This window comes from Fictibacillus sp. 7GRE50 (assembly GCF_015903875.1).
Lineage (GTDB): Bacteria > Bacillota > Bacilli > Bacillales > Fictibacillaceae > Fictibacillus > Fictibacillus phosphorivorans.
This window is the reverse complement of the sequence record NZ_JACZDW010000001.1, coordinates 825,591-846,788: the sequence shown is the minus strand read 5'-3', so window position 1 is coordinate 846,788 and position 21,198 is coordinate 825,591. Positions and strand designations below refer to the sequence as shown.

21 protein-coding genes are annotated in these 21,198 nt (G+C 34.9%); 15 read left to right on the top strand and 6 right to left on the bottom strand.

Annotation, left to right across the window (positions count from 1 at the left end):
* Window positions 1–131: 131 nt before the first annotated feature.
* Window positions 132–623, top strand: a complete 492-nt coding sequence (locus IHV12_RS04215; RefSeq protein ID WP_197189940.1) for a VanZ family protein — start codon at window positions 132–134, stop codon at window positions 621–623.
* Between the two features lie 51 nt (window positions 624–674).
* Window positions 675–917, top strand: coding sequence for a DUF2584 family protein (locus IHV12_RS04210; protein WP_197189939.1), 243 nt, complete (start codon window positions 675–677; stop codon window positions 915–917).
* Between the two features lie 6 nt (window positions 918–923).
* On the opposite strand, the gene IHV12_RS04205 is transcribed toward IHV12_RS04210, so the two are convergent.
* Window positions 924–1,667 (bottom strand): C39 family peptidase, encoded by a 744-nt coding sequence (locus IHV12_RS04205; RefSeq protein WP_197189938.1) that lies wholly within the window; start codon window positions 1,665–1,667, stop codon window positions 924–926.
* A gap of 213 nt (window positions 1,668–1,880) precedes the next feature.
* Between IHV12_RS04205 and wecB the strand changes: the two genes are divergently transcribed.
* The 4 genes from wecB to IHV12_RS04185 all read left to right on the top strand — a co-directional run bounded on the left by wecB (window position 1,881) and on the right by IHV12_RS04185 (window position 8,772).
* A complete protein-coding gene (wecB, locus tag IHV12_RS04200) occupies window positions 1,881–3,029 on the top strand; it encodes a non-hydrolyzing UDP-N-acetylglucosamine 2-epimerase (protein ID WP_197189937.1) in 1,149 nt (382 codons plus the stop codon).
* Window positions 3,030–3,253: 224 nt separating this feature from the next.
* Window positions 3,254–4,006 carry an NlpC/P60 family protein gene (locus IHV12_RS04195; protein WP_197189936.1) on the top strand — a complete coding sequence of 251 codons (753 nt, stop codon included), beginning with the start codon at window positions 3,254–3,256 and terminating at the stop codon, window positions 4,004–4,006.
* Between the two features lie 959 nt (window positions 4,007–4,965).
* Complete coding sequence (locus IHV12_RS04190) at window positions 4,966–7,494, top strand: hypothetical protein (RefSeq protein WP_197189935.1); 2,529 nt, start codon at window positions 4,966–4,968, stop codon at window positions 7,492–7,494.
* A gap of 183 nt (window positions 7,495–7,677) precedes the next feature.
* Window positions 7,678–8,772 carry a hypothetical protein gene (locus IHV12_RS04185; protein ID WP_197189934.1) on the top strand — a complete coding sequence of 365 codons (1,095 nt, stop codon included), beginning with the start codon at window positions 7,678–7,680 and terminating at the stop codon, window positions 8,770–8,772.
* Between the two features lie 107 nt (window positions 8,773–8,879).
* Here the strand turns inward: IHV12_RS04185 and IHV12_RS04180 are convergent, their stop codons facing one another.
* Complete coding sequence (locus IHV12_RS04180; RefSeq protein WP_197189933.1) at window positions 8,880–9,245, bottom strand: hypothetical protein; 366 nt, start codon at window positions 9,243–9,245, stop codon at window positions 8,880–8,882.
* A 243-nt stretch (window positions 9,246–9,488) separates the two neighbouring features.
* Window positions 9,489–10,346: a helix-turn-helix domain-containing protein gene (locus IHV12_RS04175; RefSeq protein ID WP_197189932.1), complete on the bottom strand. Its 858-nt coding sequence runs from the start codon at window positions 10,344–10,346 to the stop codon at window positions 9,489–9,491.
* A gap of 417 nt (window positions 10,347–10,763) precedes the next feature.
* Here IHV12_RS04175 and IHV12_RS04170 point away from each other — a divergent pair, with 417 nt between their 5' ends.
* From IHV12_RS04170 to IHV12_RS04155, 4 genes are read left to right on the top strand one after another with little or no spacing between them, the layout of a single operon-like run.
* Window positions 10,764–11,651, top strand: a complete 888-nt coding sequence (locus IHV12_RS04170; RefSeq protein ID WP_197189931.1) for a tyrosine-type recombinase/integrase — start codon at window positions 10,764–10,766, stop codon at window positions 11,649–11,651.
* 4 nt (window positions 11,652–11,655) lie between these two features.
* Window positions 11,656–12,489, top strand: coding sequence for a site-specific tyrosine recombinase/integron integrase (gene xerA, locus IHV12_RS04165; RefSeq protein ID WP_197189930.1), 834 nt, complete (start codon window positions 11,656–11,658; stop codon window positions 12,487–12,489).
* Window positions 12,490–12,507: 18 nt separating this feature from the next.
* Window positions 12,508–13,395, top strand: a complete 888-nt coding sequence (locus IHV12_RS04160; RefSeq protein WP_197189929.1) for a tyrosine-type recombinase/integrase — start codon at window positions 12,508–12,510, stop codon at window positions 13,393–13,395.
* Between the two features lie 11 nt (window positions 13,396–13,406).
* Complete coding sequence (locus IHV12_RS04155; protein WP_197189928.1) at window positions 13,407–14,246, top strand: tyrosine-type recombinase/integrase; 840 nt, start codon at window positions 13,407–13,409, stop codon at window positions 14,244–14,246.
* Between the two features lie 588 nt (window positions 14,247–14,834).
* Here IHV12_RS04155 and IHV12_RS04150 read toward each other — a convergent pair.
* Both IHV12_RS04150 and IHV12_RS04145 read right to left on the bottom strand, forming a co-directional pair.
* Entirely contained in the window at window positions 14,835–14,993 is a 159-nt protein-coding gene (locus tag IHV12_RS04150) for a hypothetical protein (RefSeq protein WP_197189927.1), read from the bottom strand.
* Window positions 14,994–15,008: 15 nt separating this feature from the next.
* Complete coding sequence (locus IHV12_RS04145; protein ID WP_197189926.1) at window positions 15,009–15,428, bottom strand: hypothetical protein; 420 nt, start codon at window positions 15,426–15,428, stop codon at window positions 15,009–15,011.
* A gap of 336 nt (window positions 15,429–15,764) precedes the next feature.
* On the opposite strand from IHV12_RS04145, the gene IHV12_RS04140 reads away from it, so the two are divergent.
* The 4 genes from IHV12_RS04140 (at window position 15,765) to IHV12_RS04130 (ending at window position 19,146) form a co-directional block, all read left to right on the top strand.
* Window positions 15,765–15,977: a hypothetical protein gene (locus IHV12_RS04140; RefSeq protein WP_197189925.1), complete on the top strand. Its 213-nt coding sequence runs from the start codon at window positions 15,765–15,767 to the stop codon at window positions 15,975–15,977.
* A 287-nt stretch (window positions 15,978–16,264) separates the two neighbouring features.
* The gene (locus IHV12_RS22850; RefSeq protein ID WP_255552536.1) at window positions 16,265–16,393 is read left to right on the top strand and encodes a hypothetical protein; all 129 of its coding nucleotides are present in this window, start codon (window positions 16,265–16,267) and stop codon (window positions 16,391–16,393) included.
* A gap of 258 nt (window positions 16,394–16,651) precedes the next feature.
* Window positions 16,652–18,079 carry an MBOAT family O-acyltransferase gene (locus IHV12_RS04135; protein WP_197189924.1) on the top strand — a complete coding sequence of 476 codons (1,428 nt, stop codon included), beginning with the start codon at window positions 16,652–16,654 and terminating at the stop codon, window positions 18,077–18,079.
* Between the two features lie 11 nt (window positions 18,080–18,090).
* The gene (locus IHV12_RS04130; protein WP_197189923.1) at window positions 18,091–19,146 is read left to right on the top strand and encodes a hypothetical protein; all 1,056 of its coding nucleotides are present in this window, start codon (window positions 18,091–18,093) and stop codon (window positions 19,144–19,146) included.
* Window positions 19,147–19,291: 145 nt separating this feature from the next.
* Here the strand turns inward: IHV12_RS04130 and IHV12_RS22985 are convergent, their stop codons facing one another.
* Window positions 19,292–19,924 (bottom strand): response regulator transcription factor, encoded by a 633-nt coding sequence (locus IHV12_RS22985; RefSeq protein WP_305069383.1) that lies wholly within the window; start codon window positions 19,922–19,924, stop codon window positions 19,292–19,294.
* A 186-nt stretch (window positions 19,925–20,110) separates the two neighbouring features.
* On the opposite strand from IHV12_RS22985, the gene IHV12_RS04120 reads away from it, so the two are divergent.
* Window positions 20,111–21,196: a hypothetical protein gene (locus IHV12_RS04120; RefSeq protein ID WP_197189921.1), complete on the top strand. Its 1,086-nt coding sequence runs from the start codon at window positions 20,111–20,113 to the stop codon at window positions 21,194–21,196.
* Window positions 21,197–21,198 lie beyond the last annotated feature (2 nt).

Sequence of the window (21,198 nt, the reverse complement as noted above, 5' to 3'; positions counted from 1 at the left end):
TAACAATGCTTACTATTGTTAGTATTTTTTTCAAACTCGATCACTCATTTCATTAATGAAATTACCATAAATAGTATACCATTCGATATACAAGTTTGTTTGAATTAATAGATTAAATAAGGTGATGTTCAATGAGAAAAATTTTGATTTACTATTTGCCTATTTTCATTTGGGCGGTCATGATATTCTATTCGAGTTCACAGCCCTACGAAAAACAAGATCTGCGTCCGACGATCTCTGACTTTCTTAACTTGGATTTTGTAGAATCTTTATTTTCTACTACCGTTTTCAATTATGCTGGAGAAGAAATAAGTATAGAAAGTATGGGGCCGGCCCATTTTATAGAGTTCTTTATCCGAAAAGGAGCGCATTTTAGTGTGTATCTTGGACTAGGTTTTCTATTATATCGTGCCTTCGCCATACATTTAAACAATCGTTTAACAATGTTTTTGCTCTCCTGGATCCTAACTATTGCTTATGCTATTTCTGATGAGATTCACCAAGGGTTTACACCCAACCGAACACCATTGATGGAAGATGTAATGATTGATACAGTGGGTGGTCTTGTTGGAATTTCACTAGCTTTGTTTTTTTATAGAAATATTCGTCGAAAAAGAATCTAGTCATCAGTACCAGTGATACAATAGAAAAAAAGAGAGAAAGAAGGTGAGCGTATGCAGATGCCAATCACGATGCATACGAATTTGGTCACACTAGGCCAAGAAAAACGTCTAGACGGTAATGTGTTTCAACTGATCCTTCAAGGTTATCAACTTTTTATCTTAGATCATCCTTTTACGCTAAGTAAAAATGAAAACAACTCTCCTATTGGGAAAGCTGTTGTGAAAGAGCTGACGTGGAAAGAAGGCTCTACTTATCTTGTTTATGAATTAATAGATTTACATGGTGTTAACTAGCTAAAATTACTTATACGTAATCGCCTGTGACCCCATTTGTTCCCATGCCGCTTTAAAGTCTTGAAGCGGCATTTTTCGACTCTTCTTTTCGTAAAGTGGGTCGTTAAAATAAACAAAATCTTCATCAAATCCCGTGATTACAACTGAATGCTCTTTCCAAGTGATCTGTACTTCGCCTGTAGGTGTGTTCCACGTTCGGAACTCACTTATAGGTAGCTTTTTAAAATCCGAGTTAATGATGATCCAAACAGGTTTTCCTGTTTTCACTTTATTCAGTACATCTGAGAATGCATCACCACTTATATTTACAATGCGTCCTGGCAGATAAGATTCAGCTAATTCAGCTACAGGACCGTTGTAAACGCCATATCCCATGTTGCTAAATGAATAAATATCACCTACAAAACCATCATTCGGATTTCCATAATAGTAGGTGCCGTTTTTGTTCTCGTAAGGAGTTGTTACTTTTTTAATCTCTTTGGCAAGTTGCATTTTATCCACTTCTACACCTGCATGCTGAAGCATCATGGCAAGTGAGGTTACCTCACAGCCTCGATCAAGCTCAGGTTGTTGGAGAATGAGGGGAACATTATCAATTAAAAATAAGTCATCATTTCTCTGGATATGATTTGTCATCAAAAGCTCTGCTTCGCTCCGCTCTTCATAACTGTTTTTCATATCTTTAAACCATTCTTCGTAAAATAAATAACCAATAATGATTACTGCCAGCGCTATAAGGGTCTTTTTCATTCCATTCTCCTTACTTTGAACTTACGTTAATCGTACCAAAAAATAAGGAAACTATCATGAAGATATCACAGTTTGTCATGACTATTGTTGATATAATAAAGCAAAGTTTACTCCGAAGCTCTTAAGATTACTAAGGAGGGAAATTGACTATACTTTTTATAAAGGTTAGCATGTGAGTAGGAAATTTTATAGATAGAAGGGGTATATTCAATAATGGCTGCAAAACTAAAAGTAATGACAATCTTTGGTACTCGTCCAGAAGCGATCAAGATGGCACCTTTAGTTCTAGAATTAGAGAAAAATACAGAAGATATTGAATCAATTGTTGCTGTAACCGCACAACATCGAGAAATGTTAGATCAAGTGTTAGAGATATTCAATGTTAAACCTGACTACGATCTAAACATTATGAAGGATAGACAAACATTAACTGAGGTTACCACTCGAGCTCTTGAAGGACTGGATCGGGTAATGAAAGAGGTAAAACCGGATATTGTTCTCGTTCATGGAGATACAACAACAACATTTGTAGCGAGCTTGGCTGCCTTTTACAATCAAATTGCAGTTGGACATGTGGAAGCCGGGTTAAGAACTTGGAACAAATTTTCACCATTTCCAGAAGAGATGAACCGTCAGCTGACAGGAATTATGGCAGATTTACATTTTTCACCTACGGATACAGCAGCACAGAATCTCCTAGCGGAAAATAAATCTGGTGATGCTATTTACGTGACGGGGAATACGGCGATAGATGCACTGAATACTACTGTTCGAGACATGTACTCGCACGAAGTACTTGAAGAGCTTGGCGATGACCGCTTGATACTTGTAACGGCTCACCGACGAGAAAATCTTGGGGAACCAATGGAAAACATGTTTCGAGCAATCAAGCGCTTAGTTGATGACCATGATGATGTAAGAGTTGTCTATCCTGTGCATCTTAATCCAGTTGTACGAGAAACGGCTGATAAAATATTAGGTAACGATTCACGTATTCGGTTAATTGAACCACTTGGCGTTATTGATTTTCACAACTTTGCTTCTAGAGCACATTTAATTCTAACAGATAGTGGAGGAGTTCAAGAAGAAGCACCTTCATTAGGCGTTCCTGTGTTGGTCCTCCGGGATACGACAGAACGACCAGAAGGGATTCAAGCTGGGACACTTAAGTTAGCAGGGACAGATGAGGAAACCATTTACTCTTTAGCTAGTGAACTATTAACAGATGATGATGCATATGAAGCCATGTCACAGGCATCAAATCCGTACGGTGATGGACAAGCTTCAAGAAGAATTGTTGAAGCCATCCTGTATCACTTTAAGAAAAGAGACGAAAGACCTGATACATTTAGGGTCATTTAATAGCGTTATTAAAAATAAAAACTGTTACTTCATTTGTTTTTGAAAAAATAACAAAAGGAGTGCAGTTTCTTTATAATTCAGTGTCATATTTCGCAGTTTTTAAACATGTTTTTGCAATTTGTTATCGAATTGTAATATTAATTGACTAGAATTGTAACACTCTATTCCATAAAATACATGTAGATGTAAAAAGTCGAATTTTAGGGGAATAGAGGAAATTACATATGACAATTAGACTATTACCTAGCAAAATATATACTAAACTCCTAGGTGGAGTAATCATAGCAGGCGCTTTATTAATCTCAAATCCAATATCTGCAGATGCAGCACTGGGTGATCGTGTACTAAAACAAGGCATGACTCATAATGACGTTAAGGAATTACAGGTTTCGCTTAAGAAAACAAACTATTTTACATACCCTACATATACTACTTATTATGGATCTTACACGAAAACAGCTGTTACCAATTTTCAAAAGAAGAACAAATTGAAAGTCACCGGAGTAGCGGATCAAAAAACAGTAGCTCTAATTAAAAGTGCTGCAGCTAAAGTAAAAACAAAACCAGTAGTGAAGACTGCGAAACCAAATACAAAAGTGGCATCCGTAAAAACATTCAATGCCTCTGTTGCTAAAAACCTAGCGGGTATTCGATACACAAGCGGAGGGACAAGCCCTAAAACAGGCTTTGATTGTAGTGGTTATGTTACATATGTAATGAAACAGCATGGAGTGAGTCTTCCAAGGAAATCAAGTGATATGTATAACGCTGGAAGATCTATCTCGGCAAAAGAATTACAACCAGGGGATTTAGTATTTTATGATACGAATAGCAATGGTCGTAAAGATGTTTCACATGTTGCAATTTACGTCGGAAGCAATACAATGATACATAGTGCATCCAAAAAAGTTGAGTATGATAGCTTGAGCAATTCATATTGGAATAAGCGCTTTGTCGGAGCAAGAAGAGTATTATAATTGGATAGAAGTTCATTTAATGAAGAGAGTTGTCAAAAGACAGCTCTCTTTTTTGTTTGTGCCCTGCATGGGTACGGGCTATAGGGTGTGAGTGCCGAACTTGCTGGCACAGACATGCTCTGTCATAGCTGGACAAGAGAAATGGTTAAGTTGAAGGAATAGAATGATACGCTGGAAAGAATGGAAAATCTCGAGAAATCGTGTCGGAAATCTGAACAGTTTAGCCGTAAGTAAAGGCAAACTTTACGAATGGGGAAACTCGATAAAGGGATACTGGCGAATTCCCAAAAGCCCCAATACACACAAAATCCTAGGTAAAGCTTATTGGCTTTCCCTAGGGCTAAAGAGTTTAACGGCACAGTATGATTTTCTGCGTAAAACGTAACAGGAACCGCAGTATACGGAACCGAACGTACGGTGGTGTGAGGGGATGTGGAGGCTAGACGCCTCCCCCTATCTCAATTGCCAGCAAGAAAGAGTTAGATCAATTTGAAAAACGACAACGAGTGACAATTATCACTATACAAAATAACTATAAAAAGTATTTTAGATGTAAAAAATGAAAAATATTTGAAAATATATTAAACATTTAAAACAGACGACCGATAATATTTTTGGGTGATGAGTTACATTTACCCAAATAGTTTTTTACCATAATATAACTCTATTGGAATAATGTTAAAATATTTAGCTATAATTTACAAAAAAATGCTAGTATTTTATCAAAATTTGTTATATTATATGTAATGTATTCCTCTGATACTACTAAATTACTTATCTTGAATTATATGGAAATTTAATGGTAATATAGATTGGTATTGGAAAGAGTTAAAAAATGGGTTTTAAGCAGGTGGGTATTTGGAATTAGAAAATACATAACCGGTACGATCGAGTTTCTTACCTAGCTGTTTTTTTATACAAACCAAATCGTAAGAGAAATGGAAGGGGAATTTTAGATTATGGACAAAAAGAAAGTTTTCAAGCTTGCTACAGCTTCAACTGTTGCAGCTAGCGCATTTTTAGTAGCTGCACCTACACAAGCAGCGGGGTACACTGTAGCTCAAGCAGAATACCTTGTAAATAAAGCAATCAAGGCTCAAGATTCATTACGTAAACAAACTACAGTTTACAATGCAAACGATGCTAAATTGCTAGCTGGTGCTCCAGTACAAATCAACCGTTTAGAAAAAGCGATCGATAACGCAAAAGCTGCGATCGGAACGTTAAGCAAAAAGCACCGTGTAGTGCTATATGCAAAACTTGATGACCAAAAGCACGGAGTACAAAAACTTACTCTTGCTCAATCTTTAGAAAACGGTAAGAACTTTGACGATGCTGCTAAAGCTGCAACAAAAGTTCAAGCTGCTAAAGCTGCAGTTCAAACAAAAATCGATGACGCTTCAGTAGCTGCTCTTGAAAAAGCAATCACTGATGCACATGTAGCTTACGGAAAAGTTTACGGTAAATTCACTCGTGATTCTTTCCGCGCAACTCACGGAACTGAAGTTTCTAAATGGTTAGAAGCTGAAAAAGAAAAAATGACTCCAAAAGTTGCATCTGTAAGTGCGATTAACCTTAAACAAATCGAAGTAAAATTAACTCAAGCTGTTGATAAAGATACAGCTGTTAAAACTAACTTCACTGTTACTGGTGCAACTGTTGATACTGCTGTAGTTTCTGAAGATGGAAAAACAGTTACGTTAACTCTTACATCAGCTTTAACGCAAAAATCTGATCACACTGTATATGTTTCTAACTTAAAAACGGTTACTGGTGCTAAGTTCCCTTCATTTGTTCAAGATATTACAGTTGAAGATACAGTAGCTCCTAAAATTTCTTCTGCAATTTCTGTATCAAAAGATGATAAGGTGAATTCATTCACACTTAAATTCTCTGAGCCAGTTTCATTTACAACTATTAAAGTTGGAGATTCAATTCTAGGTGCTTCTAAAGTTGATGATTATACTTACACTGTATCTGGTAAAGAACTAGAAGTTGGTAAGTCTTACGAAGTTGAAGTTTACGGATTAACTGACCTTGCTGGTAACAAAGGCGGAACTCCTGAACGTGCTTCTATCGTAGTTACTAAAGATGCTGTAAAACCTAACTTCAGCCTAAACTCTGCTGGTCCTAAGACAATCGAAGTTAAATTCGACAAAGATATGAACAGTGCAGTTGCAGTTGATTCTATTAAAGTTAAAAATGCTAAAGGCGAAGTTGTAGCATTAAGCTCACTTCCAACTTTCAAAGATGATAAGCGTACACTAGTTGTTCAACTAGCTGCATTCCCGTTTGCTGATGCTACTGCTAACTCTGCAACTCTTGATGTTACAGTTCAAGCTTTACAAGACAAACTTGGAAATGTAGTTGAAGCTAAAACATCTCAAGTTACTCTTGTTCGTGATTCTGCAAAACCAGCTATTAAAGATGCTAAATTTACTACTGCTAATGAAATCGAAGTAGAATTCTCTGAAGCTGTAACAGGCGTTGAGAAGACTGACTTCTTTGTAAATAAAGCTGATGGCACAACTGCTACAACTGTTGATAGCATTGCTCCAGTTGCTGGAACAAACAAATACAAGCTTACTTTAACTGGATCATTGAAAAATGGAAGCTATGGCTTAGTATTAGGTGTAAATACTGTTTCTGACGACTCAGCAAACACTAATGCTGCTCAAGCTTTAACATTAACAAATGATAAAGAAACTGTAACACCTGTATCACCTATATCTGCAACAATCGTTAGCGCTGGCGTAACATCTGCAAATAAACAAGTTGTAATTACATTTGATAAGACTGATGTACTTTCTGGAATTAATCCTACAACTGGTAACCTATATGTAGATGGTGCAGACAATAAGGCACTATACTCAATTAACGGAGCAGCTCTTCCTCAAGGTGCTGTAATCAACTTCTACGATAAGGGTGTAGTAGCAGTTGGAACTGATTTAACTGCTGGTAACGATAACGATGCTGTAGTAATCGACTTGTCTCAAGTTGAAGCAAAATATCTAACTGGATCTTATGCTGCTTTCGCTAATGGTGGAACTGCTACGATCGCTGTTGGTGGAGTTAAAAACGTTGCTGGTGCTACATTGTCATTAACTAGTCTTCCAGTAGCTGTGGCTGATAAAACTGCTCCAACTGTAACTGAGTCTTATATTACTGGTAACGCTACAAATGGTTACTCATTAACTGTTAAGTTCTCTGAAGCACTTGCAGCAACTGCATCTGCAGACTTTGTACTTGCTGGTAAGAAAGATGCTAGCACAGCTGCTGCAGGAATCACTCTTGGAACAGCGGTTCTTGCAACTGATGGTCTATCTGTGACAATCCCAGTTTCAGCTTTAGGTGATGCAGATCGTACTTTAGGATTTACTCTTGATACTGCAGCAGCAGCAGACCTAGCATCAACTACTGATAAGGCTGCTAACATTCTTACAGAAGTAACAACTCCAATCGCTGTTACTAACTTTACTACAAACTAATTTATTATTACTCTACTAAACAGGAAACGTGCTGAATTAAGGACTTATATCTTAATTTAGCACCCCTTTCCATAGAAAAAGAACCACTTTTATGACTCCATGTCATTCAGTGGTTCTTTTTTAGGATTATATTTAAATAGTGGTAGATTAATTGAATTATGTTACTTTTAAGGAGAAGATACTTTGGTCTGGATAAGAATAATAATAATTTATATACTTTTGGTATATTTATGGACTGGAATCCTAAAGATTTTTGAACTGAGTTTAAACAAGTATAAACGATGGTTTTTAAAAAGAGTTTACAGTAAACAAGAAACGTATTTAATTAAGAATGACATTATTAAATTAGTAAGAACAATTAAATGTGAAATGTTTATTGAAGATAAAATAAATAAGATTACTCCTTATTTCCCATATCGCTTACAACAAAGTTATTCAGATGAAAGATTAATGTTTGAAATCAGAAAGGACTATGAAGTATTATTTTTTTATGTAAAAAAGCTTTGGCCGTTTAAACTGATTAACTTTTTATTTATTGTCTTAATATTTTATTTTCAAACAAATATATTTGATAAACTTTCCCATATATTAAATTGGAAAAATATTAAAAGTATTGGAAATCCTTTACCTTTTATTCCCTCAACAATTGCACTTATATTATTAATAGTTGCAATATATTTTACTAGTAGAAGTGGACTATTTAGAAAGGCAAAGAATAAAGTTAAAGTAGAGGAGATAGAAAATAAAATTAAATTTCATAAAGAGAATAGGATTATATTATCTTCTCTATTATATGATGGGTATAAAAATATTGAACGTATGATATTGAAACGAAAATTTATAATATCTCAGGTGAATGACATAAAGAAAAGAACAAACTTATCTTTTGCTTGGCTTGAAGATTTAGAAAGCATTAAAGAGCTAGACGAATTTATATCGAAATCAGAAAAAAATAACAAAGATCTTTTTCCGTTTTATTTAGGTATACATCATATTTCATTTATAAAATTAGATGATTTATATAGGGAAGTTTTTACACAAAATAAAAATAGAATTAGTAAATTAAATGCAGTTTTTCTTACAAAAACACATATGGAATCTATAATCAAAAATCAGTACTTTCATAATAATCCTAATGAAAAATTGAATGAAAGTTTAATTATAAGTGTAAAAACGCTAATTTATATAGAAAAATATCTCAATATCATTAATAATCAGATAAACAAACCTCATTCAATCTATTCTTTCTTTGCCTTTATCACCAATAAAGATAAATAAAATAGATATTACTAATATTAAGCGTATAAAAGGAACCATTTAATGAGTTGAATTCCAGCAAGCGGTTCCTTTTATATTATATAAGAGATAAAAATGAAAAATAAACATTAATGAGGTTTCTCCTTATCAATAAAGTCCATCATTAAATTGTATTCGTGTTCCTCTAGATGTTTATAAATCTCTTCGTTCCGGATTATCTCTTCGCCTTTCTCATACCTTTTATCTATTGCCTTCATACAATCTTCGCTACAAATATGGACGAAATGTATTCTGTCTACCCAAACAGTTGTTTCGCTACAAACATAACAATTACCATCTTCAATTGGAAAGGCTGTTTCAGCACCGAAATTTTCTGTACCTACAATAAATGGTTTTAACTCCTCATCTGTTAATGGAAGTTTAATATCATTTTCTTTAATGTATTTTGATATTTTTACTATATTGTATCTATACCTGTTTACTTTTTTTCGCACTTTTATCCCATCCTTTTAATATTGATAACAAATTAATTTCGCTATTAGATCTTTTGTTCCTTCGATTTTTTTAACCAGGGAAGAATAATAAAAACGTTCAAAACAGATTTTTTTACAGTTTGATTATTTTTACTCTGAAATGTCAATAATCATATTAGTAGTCTTTCAATTAAAATTCTCTTTTAGTTGAAAGACTACTAATTAAAAAAATTGTCTGCTAGGAGCAGACAAGGATAAGAATATCTATTTAACTAAATCAAAATCAAATCGTTCTAATTTTTGTTGGATATACCATTCTAACTTAAGCGAATTTGAAACAATATCTCTATAGTTAACGTTCGAATTATATAAGATATCGAATTGTTGCTGTAGAGAAGTCACTGGAGAAAACCAAGTGAATTGTATGCAATCTCTTTGTTTGAAAAGGTAGGGCGTATTCTCTTCAACAGAAAGAATGAAATCATGCGGCCCAATGCTATCTTCAAACAATGGAAGATAATCTTTATACTCATAAGGCAGCTCTAGCGTAATAGTTTGTTTATAGTTTGACAGCCTAAAGTAAACCTCATGTTCAGAAGATAATGTAAAAATTCCTTCAAGAATTTGCTCATTAAAGGGGTCATTTGTAGATCCACATGAAGTAAACTCAGTTTTAACTAGAGCAATGACTTCGGGAAGAGTATATGATTGAAGATTTGCTCTAAAGTGATCATATAAGATTTTTTGGCATTTTTCTATGATATCTGTCTGGTGAGTTTTTTGAACGTTATTTAATTGATTTAGAAAATGCTCTAACAATGAAATATCCTCCACATTCAAATCGCGTTGTTCACATGCTTCATCTTGTATATTGCTGCCATCTGCTGCTTTCTGTTTCTCCAATAGTAGCTCCAACTCTTTTAAACTAACATCAAAGACGTTAGCGTAACGATCTAATTTTTCAGTTGATGGTAGCCGTTTGTTTGTTTCGATTAAACCAATGTAGGAAGCACTGACTCCTAATTTTTCTGCTAAAGCCTTCCTGTCCCAACCTTTTTGGTCCCTAAGATACTTCAGGTGGCTTCCAAGAATGTTGTTGTGTTGAATCTCCAAAGCTTTCACTTCTAATCATCTCCTATTAAAATGATGTGTTTCTATCATCAGTTATTGCCAAAGATGAAACTGAAGATACTCTGAATTGAATTGTTTATTGTCATGGGTAGAAAACGAGAAAGACTAGTTAAAAAATATGAAAAATGAATAAAAACAATAAAGTGAGTGCATGATAGTTGTAACTACTCTTTCAACATAAAACGCAAATATATCTGATTTAGTTGAAAGAGAAACTGTAACACCCGACACAATAAGAAAAAAGTGTTTTTAGCTACAACAAAATACAGAAACAAAATTAGGGATATCGGGCCAAAACCGATATCTCCTTTTGGCATGCTCAAGTATAAAAATTAGAAAACGGTCTACAATGATATACCATATCAGTCCGGATGATATAAAGTTTGATAACGAAAGGAGATTCATAGATTGAGTGCACAAGAAAAATATTGGATAAGCAGTCGTGAGGGAATTACATCTCAACACTTATCCGTTTTGAACGAGTATCTTTTAAGTATAAAACTCGCTAATAAAGCGGATGCAACAATCATAAAGTATCGGTGGATTTTGGAACGATTTCTCCGGGATTGTTCAATTCCACTGAAAGACTTAACCTCTGGTGAAGTACAGCAGTGGCTGAACGTATATTCCTTCAGAAAGAAACCAAAGACAATTGATCTATTTCTTGCCTGTCTTTCTTCTTTTTTTAAGTTTTGTCAGGAAGAAGACTATATGGAAGGAATGGTGATGAAAAAGCGCTGGCGTCCAAGAATTACTCAAGCCTTGCCAAGGTATCTGAATGAGCAGGAATACGCGCGAGTCAAGCTGGCTGCAGAAAGACTGTCTTTACGAAACCGGGCTCTGATTCTATTTTTTCTGTCTTCCGGTTGTAGACGTGCGGAAATTTCCAACTTAAATATAGAAGATATAGATTTTAACAAAAGAACAGCGGAAGTAAAGGGGAAAGGAAGCAAGATTCGGTTCGTTCATTTTACTGAAGAGTGTGCGCTGGTACTCATAGACTATTTAAAAGAGCGATCAAGTGAGCAAAGTGATCCACTCTTTTTAAACAGAAAAGGGAATCGTCTTCTTCCGAAAGGAATTTATGAGATTACGAAACGGTTTGGTCAAAAGATAGGGATTAACCTTCATCCACACTGTTTCAGGCATACCTTTGCGACAAACATGCTCGCAAGAGGCGCTTCCCTTGAGTTTATCGCAGATGAAATGGGACATGCCAACTTAAACACTACACGGATATATGCGCGGATTCCCACCGAAGATATGATGATGGCCTATCAGAGTAGAATGGGGTGAAAAAATGAGCAGTGAAGTTCAGCGGAATTTCTTTGATGACCACAGAGCACGCTTCAGCTTTGAAACGATTCGAAGCTACAGAATGGCACTTCGTCAATTTTTTGCTTTTTGTGAAAAAAACTTTGATGAAGTGAAAGCAACAGATATTCGAGCTTGGCTTTCTTCAATGGAAGAAAAAGAGTTAAAACCAAGAACCATTCATATAAAACTAAGCGCTTTAAAATCGTTTTATCGGTATTGTATGGAAGAAAATAAGGTAAAGAAAAATCCAACTGTGACCATACAGACTCCCAAAATAGATGATTCTCTCCCATATTATCTGAGTAAGCGCCAAGTTGCATTACTTCAGGAACACACTAAAGAGAACCCGAGAGATAGGGCCATCGTAGAAATGTTGTATGCTACCGGTGTCCGGGTAAGTGAACTGTTGCAGATGAAAAAAGAGGATATTAAATGGGAGACCATGCAAATTTGGATTCGTAAAGGTAAAGGGAATAAAGAACGGTTTGTGTTATTCACTCATGAATGTACAGAACGCTTGAAGACATATATAGAAACTCACAAAGAGGAAAGTGTTTATGTGTTTCCAAACAACAGGGGCAGTCATCTAAGTCGTGTTTTTGTAGAAAAACGGTTTCAGGAATTTTCTGAAGCCTTAGGATTTATAGTTAGACCTCACACCATGCGCCATACCTTTGCTGCACACTTAGCGGAAAAAAATATGCCGCAGAGTTATATTCAGGAGTTGCTCGGGCATTCCAATTTTAACAGCACAAGAATTTACACCCGTTTAAATGAAGCTGCTCGCAAAAAGCAATATGATCATTATCAAGTTTAAACAAGGGAGAATAATGTTATGGAGCAATATTGGAAAGTTATTAAACCGTTTGTTAATGAGCAAAATAAAGAAATTCTTAACGAATTTTTACTGAATGTAAAATTATACAACCTTTCTGAGGTTACAATCGTGTCTTATAAGAACCTGTTGAGCGAGTTCTTCATTAACAAGGAGATTTTATACTCCGAACTTTCATCGGAGGAGATTTTAGAGTGGTACCGGCTAAATAAAAGTCACTTGAAGTTGCGGAGCTACAAGCAGCATCTAAGTGTCCTTTCTTCCTTTTACAATTACTGTGTTCGTGAAAGACTTATTGAACGTTCGCCCATTAAAAAACGATGGTTTCCGCGCCCGCCTAAAACTCTTCCAAAATACTTAGACAAAAGAGAGATTGCCAAGGTAAGGCAAGTCATCGAACGGAGGACGCTTAAAGATCAAGCAGTATTTGAGTTTTTTCTTTCGTCAGGAACGCGTATAGGTGAAGTATATACTCTAAAGATAGAAGACGTTGATATAAAAAACCGTACGGCTCGTGTTTTCGGAAAAGGAAGGAAAATACGAACCGTAAATTTTTCAGAGAAAAGTGGAATCTTGTTAGAACGCTATCTGGATACTCGTCAGACAACCGATGTTTCTCCTCTTTTTGCAGATAAGGGAAACGGAAAAAGGTTAAGCAAGGCAAGTATGCGTAAAATGTTTAAAGAAGTAGGGGAAGAGGCAGGACTCGCAGTCGGACTGCATCCACACCGACTCCGTCATACCTTTGCGACCATGTTACTGTCAAAGGGAGCAGACATCTCTTTTATCAGCAGGGAACTCGGACACGCCGATAGCAGTACGACTCAAATTTATGCCAGGTTGCCAAGTTCGGTGATCATTTCGGAGTATAGAAAATTTATGGGATAAGGAGGATGCGAATGCTGACATCTGAAGCATGTATCAACAAATTCATTGAGGATCACAGCTTTAAATTATCAACATATATCCTGAAGGTTTATAGAACAGCGTTATCCCAGCTGATTGAATATTGCGGAAAGCCGTACAATGATATCAGTACAAAAGATATTCGCAGATGGATTAAACATTTAGTTGATGCAGGCTATAAAGCAAGCTCGATTAAAACTAAAATTTACGGGCTGCGTCTCTTCTATAAATACTGTGTGGAAGAGATGCTCATGGTGGAAAATCCTGTGGATACCGTCCCTCTCCCAAAAGATGAACCAAAACAACCTCGCTATATGATCCCGGACCAGCTAAATAAGCTGAGAAACCTTACAAAAGATGATGTCAGACTAAGAGCGATAATCGAAGTCTTTTATGCGACAGGTGTTCGATTAAGCGAACTGTTAAACATGAAACATGAGGATATCAATTGGGAAGAACGGTTGATACGAATACCAGAGGGAAAAGGGGGGATCGAGCGCATAGTGCCGTTTACTGAGGTGTGTGCGGAATATTTAAAGGCATATTTACAGACAAGAAGAGACAGCCTCCCATATGTGTTTGTGAACCGATACTGGACATCCCCCATTAACCCGGTTTCTATCGGGATATGGTTAAAGCCCTATAGTGAAAAAATAGGCATTCATTTAAACCCTCATCTTTTCCGACATACCTTTGCGGCTCACCTGGCAATGAAGGGCATGAAATTTGAACATATTCAGGCTCTTCTCGGACATGTGAATCCAAAGCACACCCTGGTTTATACAAATCTTTATCAGCAAGTTAGAAGCGAGATGTATGATCAATTCATGTGAAACTTACAAGTTGGATGGCTAAGCTATTATAAATACCCTTTTAGAAAGCTGGCTTGTTTCTAAAAAGGTATTTGTTTTTCTGAAAAGAATTAAATACCTTTTATAATAACGAAGGGAATTTCTCGTAAAGAATAAGTCCTCAAATCGTATCATCTTTATACTCATAATCATGATGAAGTGTGCCGGGAATAATTGCTTTAGTGGTATGTTAAAAAACGGAGAGGGAAGAATATAAGAGGATAAAACAGAATAAAAAAAGAGCATATTGATGTGTAAAAAGGCTCCAATGCAACAAGAAGAGTTGTGAATAGAACGATTTATACAAAGGGTGAGGACTAAAAAGTTTAAACATTACCCATACTTTTTACGGAACGAAAAATCGCAAGAAATCCTTAAGAAATAAGGGTTTGTGGCGATTTTTATTTTGCTTACTTGCGGATGAAAGTGCGATTAACGGACTATTCATTCCCTGAAAGGTTGAGTTCAATCTTAAACCGAACAAAACATAAAAAATAACCCCCATTCTAAAGAGTGGGGGTTATTATAAAGAAACAGTAAACTAAGAAAATACAGGGTGCAAATACTTGGCTAGATGTTCTTAGCTTTCTTTTTGTTTCTCATTTCGTACAGGTTGTAAATGATCCCAATGGTAGCGATAACGACAACTAGTATTAATGCTGTTGTTGTCTGTACATAGAGGCTATACGACAATGCGGCTATAAATAACAACGTTAATAATATTCTCATGGCTTAAGGTCCCCCTTACTTGTATTGGTATCTCGTTTTCGTTTTGCCTTTAAAGTTTATGTCTTTATAGAATACGGTTTTGATCTTCTTATTATATCCTTTTTTATCGCTTTTCTTTACATATACTTTATACGAATTGTAACCCTTATATGTGTCTTTTACGGTCTGGAGTGTCCCAGCAACGAAAGAAACAATTCCCCATTGTCCCCCGGGAATAAATCCAACGCCGCCAATGGCTGCCCCGCCTATAATCGTTCCTAATCTTTTGTCTTTATTTTTGTAAATTAACGTATAGCTTTTTGGTACCTTTGTATTGTAACATGTGGCTGCTGGATAACATGCCGCTGCTTTTTTGGGTGTAAGGGTACCCGCGCCCCCTGCAATGAATAACGCTAAAACGGCGGTGATGGAAACTTTGACTACTTTACTTCTCATGTGATCGCTCCCTTTCCGGTTTTATCGTGGTTCTTTTTATTCTACCAAAATATGATAATCCTAGTTATTGGGAAAATACCCCTAAATACCTTTCACTAAACGGTAAATTAATAGTCTAATTCTCCCCGATATATTATTTAGAAAGAGCGAATTTCCACCGCCTTTATATGCTAAGCATCAGGTTATGTCTAATCTAATTATGGACTGAAAACAGAATAATTGTGGGTAAACCTCCTAACAGGTATGCCTGTTACTTGTTCAATCAAAGAACAGTGAGTTTATTTAAGTATTTAAAGATGTACTATGTAATTCACATTGAAAGGGGGAGTAATTAATATGCCATACGGTTTTATAAAACATATAGAAAATAAAGAATATAGCTCGGAATCTACTAAAAGTTATGAAAAAGTCTTAAATCAGTTTTTCTCTTATCTCAACTATATAATTGCCGATAGTAAAGAACCTCTTCAGATCTCTTCTGGTGATATTAATTATAATTTAACAAACCAACAAGCTAAAAAAGTGTTTCAACTAAAAATAAAGAACTAGCTATTATAAAATCGTTCTTTAATTACTTATGGGACTTAGATAAAGTGCCAGTTGATCCACCCATGAAAATAAAACGCTTAGAAGTTAAAGAAAAACCAACTGTAGAAGTTACTTATCAAGAGATAGAGGAAATTAGGCCAAACGTACAAAAGAATAAAGATTATTAGGAATTAAGAAAGACAGTTTTTATGCTTTCGACTAAAGGGTTAAAAACATATGAATTTGTTCAAGTGTGAACATACTGTTATACTTGAGTATTTTTTGTCTAAATAGGAGGATTTCCGGATGTGAAAAATAAGAAAGTAGAGAAATACATAATTGAATTGGCCACTGCCCCTTTAATAAATGATGGTAAATTAGAAGAGTATTTATCAACATCAACTGGCTTAACGATTAAAGTACTAAATTTGATCTAATAAACTATCCTAAACACACTTCTCTTAAGAAACTTTTGAACCTCTTTTACTAGCTGCAGTTAAAGTGTATCCATCTACATCCACAATGTTTTTTCTAAAATTACTGTAGGATTAAACAAGGTATAGTAATGGTTTGAAAAGTAAATTATAGTATTAAGCCTAATAAAAATCTTACAAACTGCTCTAAACATAAAACCCCCAAACCAACATCTTTTTGCTAAAATGAATAAGATATCTACATTAAAGGATTGATCTATCTTGCTTTTTAATTCCTATGAATTTATTTTTATGTTTTTACCGATTTCCTTATTCATTTACTTTCTACTGAACAAGTGGGCATTTTTTAATCTCTCTAAATACTGGCTAGTTATTGTATCTTTGTTTTTTTATAGTTGGTGGAACATTGCCTATTTGCCATTGATTTTGGCGTCCATTATTTTTAACTATCTTATCGGCTATTCATTAGGTAAGAACAAAAATAAGTCGCTTCTCATGTTTGGGATCATCTGCAATCTGGCAGCATTAGGTTACTTTAAATACTATGATTTCTTTATATCAACAGTAAATGAAGCAGCAAATGCAAACCTTCCTTTATTGGAGATTGCTTTACCCTTAGCTATCAGTTTTTTTACTTTTACAGAAATTGCCTATCTCGTAGATTCATATAGAAATGAAACGAAAGAGTATAGCTTTATCAACTATGTGCTATTTGTTACCTTTTTTCCTCATCTAATTGCAGGACCGATCGTGCATCACAAAGAGCTTGCACCTCAGTTTAGCAAAAAGGAAAACATGGCTATACATCACCGAAACATGGCAACAGGTCTTTTTATTTTCTTTCTTGGTTTGTTTAAAAAGGTTGTCATCGCTGATACATTTGCAGTTTGGGCAACTTCTGGTTTCAGTCAGGCTGGAGATCTTACGTTTGCCGAGAGCTGGATTGCATCTATTTCATACACGCTACAGCTGTATTTTGACTTTAGTGGGTATTCAGATATGGCTATTGGAGCGAGCTTGCTATTTAATATTAAACTGCCGATTAACTTTTACTCTCCTTATAAAGCTATAGATATTCAAGACTTTTGGAGAAGGTGGCACATAACCTTAAGCCGCTTTCTAAGGGATTATATTTACATTCCGCTCGGAGGAAACCGTAAAGGTACATTTAATCTATATAGAAATTTAATGATTACCTTCTTAATTGGTGGAATCTGGCATGGAGCAGGTTGGACATTCGTATTTTGGGGATTCCTGCATGGTGCCGCCTTAGTTATTCACCGGATGTGGAAGAATGCGGGCTTGTCGATGCCGAAAGTGATGGCTTGGCTAATCACGTTCCAATTTGTAAATTTAGCATGGGTGTTTTTCCGTGCTGAAACCTGGAAAGATGCTATAGAGATTCTATCCTCTATGTATGGAATGAATGGAATAGTGTGGACAACCAGCTTGTTTGACAGTCTTTCAACTGGCTATGCACTCTATCAATACTTACATTTAACCAATAGTCAGTTCATTGTGTTGTCTATCCTATTCTTTTTAGGGATCTGTTTATTCGCGAGGAACTCCGTTCAATTAATGGAAAATTTTAGACCAGACTTTAAAACGGCAATCTTAACCGCAGGTATTGCACTCTATTCCATTTTAAGTCTGTATAAGGTCAGTGAATTTTTATATTTTCAGTTTTAAAGGGAGATAGTATGAATCAAAATAAACCTTATAAAAAGTGGATTATTGTTTTTTTCACTACAATTGTAATAGGAAGCTTACCCATAGCCATTTTTAATTATTATGTAGATCCGTTGTGGCTCTTTCATACATCAAATTCAACGAATCAAAATCAGGATGGGTTTGATGAAAGGCAACAGAAAACAAACTGGATCAGCTATCATTCTTTTTCGTATGATAGCTTATTATTGGGAAGCAGCCGCAGCACATATATTAATCAAGAGGATTTTGGAAAAGAAGATGTCTTCAACTACTCGGTCAGTTCGATGTTGCCTCAAGAGTATGGTCCTTACATTGCTTATGCCAAAAAACAAAGAGGCAAAGCGTTTCGTACCATCTATCTAGGTCTAGATTTTTTTGGCACAAGTAAAAACATGAAAGCCGAGTTTAAGAAACCTGAGTTTTATTTTTCCAACGCTTCTGATCCTTTTTATCGAATGAAAATGCTTTTGAATTTTGATACGATGGAACGTTCTAAATATAATTTGAAGTTAGCGAATGGGGAAGCTAAAACAAAAGCTGTATATAATAGAAAACTGGTTAAAGAACCTACAAGGTTAGCCCAGTTTCAAGCAAATAAAAGCCTGCACAAAGATTTAGAAACATATCGTAATGACATATATGGAGACTCATATACGTATAGAAGCAATTATAAAAGTTTGCTTAGTAAACTGAAAAAAGAAAATCCTAATTCGAAGTTTGTTGTCTTTACCACACCTGTTTCTAAACCACTGTATGATGTCATGATAACAAGTAACAGATTTCCTGATTATGAGAGATGGTTAAGAGACCTAGTTGACGTATTTGGAGGTGTACATCATTTTATGTATCCCAATAGCGTAACAGAAAACCAGGCTAATTATTTTGATGCACATCATTTTTATCCGAAGACAGGCACATTAATTATAGATAAGGTTACGGGCAAAACAGATAAGGATAAACCCTCTGATTTCGGTGTGTACCTTACTAAGAGGAATATTAATATTTTTATTAAAGAGTGGAATCCGAAGAACACTTCGCAAGATTAATTCTAAAAACAAAATATACTTGTAAAGTAATTTGTAAAATGTCCGATATTAAAATAGTAGAAACATAAGAGTCTACAAATATATATACACATCCGTAAAGAAGCAACTCTTAAACCACAAGAGTTGCTTCTTTAATTTATGTAACTTAAAAAGATATCCAATTGTTTTTAAAGGCTTTAACTACAGCAGATGTCCGGTCAGGAACATTTAATTTACATAATATAGAACTAACATGATTTTTTACGGTACTTTCAGTTAAGAATAGTTGATTAGCAATTGTTTCGTTACTTAAACCTTTTGCGATTAATTGGTAAACTTCCCATTCTCTTTTGGTAAGATTTATGTTAGGCGGTTTAAATAAATTCACAGGTTCATCTAAATAGATACTAAATAGAATAGAAGATAGTGACGGTTGAAGATAAGGTTTATTCACCTGTAAGAATTTTAAGCTTTCTGCGAGTTCCTCATAATTTAAAGGTATTGAAAAATATCCCCAGTATTTTTGCTTTAGAAGGTAGATGATATCCGATTCATTAATAGAATCAATAAAAATATAGATTTTAACACCTTTTTTTTGGAGTGACTTTAAATTTTTCAACAAGTTTTGATTGTATGTTTCAAACTGAATATATAGTACATCACCTTTATTTAATAGTTTTGTATTCAACTCCTGTATTGATTCATAGGATTGGATAGAAGCTGATGTTAATGTTTCATTAATTATTAACTTTATTTGTTCTAACAATATTGGAACACGATGAATTAAAAATACCTTCAAGTAACTAACCCCATTTTTTGTAAATTCAATTATCAATATATAACAATTTTTAACTATTGTCATTAAAAAAGATAGGTGCACTGATATTTATAACAAAATAGTAATAAGGACATATGTTGGAGTATATTTTATATGCTATTATTTGGTTTGAATGGAAAATATTTTTCTAATAAAGGGGATAGGATTTTGAAAAAATGGTTTTCTGGCATTTTAATTCTTACTTTAGCCATTACCGTGTTATTGAGTGGGGGGAATTCGGCTCTAGCTTATTCAACTGCGGATGTAGAAGTAATAGTGAAGAAGGCAGAGGTACAAGCAGATTATCTGCGCCGCACCATTTCAGTTGAATACACAAAAAGTATTAAACCGTTTGATCTTAACCGATATAATATAATAAAATCGGCTTATGATAAAGCTTTGGCTGCTACTAATTCGTTAAAATCTGGACCGAATAAGAGAATGCTTTTTAAAAGACTATCAACAAATGTAAAGCCTCAGCTAGATCGTGCCATTTCATATTCTAAGGCTTATAATGCAGGCGTGAAAGTTGAACAACAAAGAGTTGACCTTGAAAGCAAAATTGAAGCTGACGTATACTTCGATACAGATGTAATCGAATCATATATCCAATTAAATTCAAAGTTAAAAGATTTTCATAAGCGAGTTGGAATCGTTTATGGAAAAACGACACGTGAAGCATTTGTAAACAAGTTCACAGCTCCTTCAGAAGTAACTAAAAAACGCACGGATAGCCTTGTACAGACAGGGATTAGTATCTATGAAGCGCTTTACGAATATGAACAAGATGAAGTGGATTTAGACTACTTATTGTATCACATGGATAAAGCAGGGCAGTATATTGCTGGTGTTGAAGAAGAAAACAAAGATATGTTTAATCAATACTTCCAAGATTATTATGTGATAGAAGATATGTTTATTGAACTTACGAAAGAAGATTGGTCTGGTAATGATATAATTTCTTCGGGATATGTTATGGGTGCTGATGGAAAGAACGATTTTACTAAACTACAGATTGTCTTTGATCTGGATGGTAAGCAAAAAGTAGAAGTTTATGATTTAGAAGAAACGATGTCAGGGCCTGGCTTTTACTTGAATTCGATTGAATTCAATGGTTATGAGTACCTGTTAAGCTTTGCAAAAATGGATAAAGATCCGTTCACGTACCCTGGATTTACTGTGCTTTACAAAGGGCCAATTGAAACTACTGAAACTTCAATAGGCAAATCTGTGAATGATTTCAAAATTGATTAATA

Excerpts from the sequence above, each read along its gene's own strand:
- IHV12_RS04215 (WP_197189940.1), top strand. The coding sequence starts at position 132 with ATGAGAAAAATTTTGATTTACTATTTGCCTATTTTCATTTGGGCGGTC.
- IHV12_RS04210 (WP_197189939.1), top strand. The coding sequence starts at position 675 with ATGCAGATGCCAATCACGATGCATACGAATTTGGTCACACTAGGCCAA.
- IHV12_RS04205 (WP_197189938.1), bottom strand. The coding sequence starts at position 1,667 with ATGAAAAAGACCCTTATAGCGCTGGCAGTAATCATTATTGGTTATTTA.
- wecB (WP_197189937.1), top strand. The coding sequence starts at position 1,881 with ATGGCTGCAAAACTAAAAGTAATGACAATCTTTGGTACTCGTCCAGAA.
- IHV12_RS04195 (WP_197189936.1), top strand. The coding sequence starts at position 3,254 with ATGACAATTAGACTATTACCTAGCAAAATATATACTAAACTCCTAGGT.
- IHV12_RS04190 (WP_197189935.1), top strand. The coding sequence starts at position 4,966 with ATGGACAAAAAGAAAGTTTTCAAGCTTGCTACAGCTTCAACTGTTGCA.
- xerA (WP_197189930.1), top strand. The coding sequence starts at position 11,656 with ATGAGCAGTGAAGTTCAGCGGAATTTCTTTGATGACCACAGAGCACGC.
- IHV12_RS04160 (WP_197189929.1), top strand. The coding sequence starts at position 12,508 with ATGGAGCAATATTGGAAAGTTATTAAACCGTTTGTTAATGAGCAAAAT.
- IHV12_RS04155 (WP_197189928.1), top strand. The coding sequence starts at position 13,407 with ATGCTGACATCTGAAGCATGTATCAACAAATTCATTGAGGATCACAGC.
- IHV12_RS04150 (WP_197189927.1), bottom strand. The coding sequence starts at position 14,993 with ATGAGAATATTATTAACGTTGTTATTTATAGCCGCATTGTCGTATAGC.
- IHV12_RS04145 (WP_197189926.1), bottom strand. The coding sequence starts at position 15,428 with ATGAGAAGTAAAGTAGTCAAAGTTTCCATCACCGCCGTTTTAGCGTTA.
- IHV12_RS04140 (WP_197189925.1), top strand. The coding sequence starts at position 15,765 with ATGCCATACGGTTTTATAAAACATATAGAAAATAAAGAATATAGCTCG.
- IHV12_RS04130 (WP_197189923.1), top strand. The coding sequence starts at position 18,091 with ATGAATCAAAATAAACCTTATAAAAAGTGGATTATTGTTTTTTTCACT.